A 1177-nucleotide genomic window follows, 5' to 3' on the forward strand; every position below is an offset into this window, starting at 1 on the left:
TCCCCGTTATTGGAGAAAAACCACAGCCTTGACGGAGTGGGGGAACATCTGGGAATACCTCCAAAACAACGAAATCAGGGTGTCTATCGCGTCCGAGAAAATAGACACAGCCTCGAAGTGGATGATGTTCATGGGCGGGCAAATACTTCACAACGCCCGACTCCGGTGGTTATATCCCGAACTCCAGCTCATTGACATCGGATACACTCGGGCCAACCGCTGGTCGAGCCTGTATCTCGACCTCCCCCATCTTGGAATCTACCCCGAACCGACGTTCTCCGTCACCGGAATCCGGGGGGCACAACAGGGCGGGCATTATGACATCTTAGACGCCGATGACATTGTGGGTGAAAAGGGGGCCGAGAGTGCCGTCGTCCTTGAGGACGCCTTGAGATGGTTTGATAACGTGGAAGAACTGCTTGTCCAGCCGGACATGGGTATGCCTAATCCTAGTCGGATCAAGCTAAAAGGGACGCATTGGGGGCCGGGCGATTGGGCAATCTGTCTCATGGGGTTCTACCCGGAATACAAGTGGCACGTTGTGTCCTGCCAGAAAGACTCGTCCCTGGTCAATCAGGACAACATCACGTATATTAATAACCCGGATGTCGGCGAGTTGGAGTCGAATTGGCCGGAGGTGTTTTCGACGAAGCACTACATTGACATGGCGGCTAACCCCGAAAAACGGATGGTGTATTGGGCGCAACATAGAAATTCGCCCCGTGGAACGGACAACCCCTTGACTAAATTCGACATCTCTTGGCTGAGATACTACAGGTTCGATAATCGGCAGGGCGAAACCGGGCCCGAACTCTGGATAGTCTGTGAGGACGACAAGGAGGAGTTCCGGGTCGAGGACATCCCGCTTTACGGGATGATCGATCCTGGGGGGTTCAGTGAGTTGAAGCTAGTCAAGACGGGTAGCCGGAACGCGATGCTAGTCGGCGGCCAGCCTCGGGAGTCTATCAAGAAATTCGTATTTGACACGGACGCGGGGCGGTTCAAAGACCCAAAAACGTTCATGGATAAGTTGTTTGACATGGACGCCAGGTGGAAACCAAGGCGGTGGGAGATAGAGTCGCACACCGGGGCACAGGGATACATCTACAAAGACATCAAGCAGGAGGGGAAGAACCGGGGGCGGCGACTACTGATTATCGAACTTGAGGCCGACCGA

General features: G+C 54.4%; 1 protein-coding gene. It reads left to right on the forward strand.

Annotation, left to right across the window (positions count from 1 at the left end):
- Window positions 1-28: 28 nt before the first annotated feature.
- The coding region (locus tag HWQ67_RS19190) for a hypothetical protein (RefSeq protein WP_218254300.1) at window positions 29-1177 on the forward strand (1149 nt) is incomplete at its 3' end.

Source organism: Candidatus Magnetobacterium casense (assembly GCF_019173545.1).
GTDB classification, from domain to species: domain Bacteria; phylum Nitrospirota; class Thermodesulfovibrionia; order Thermodesulfovibrionales; family Magnetobacteriaceae; genus Magnetobacterium; species Magnetobacterium cryptolimnobacter.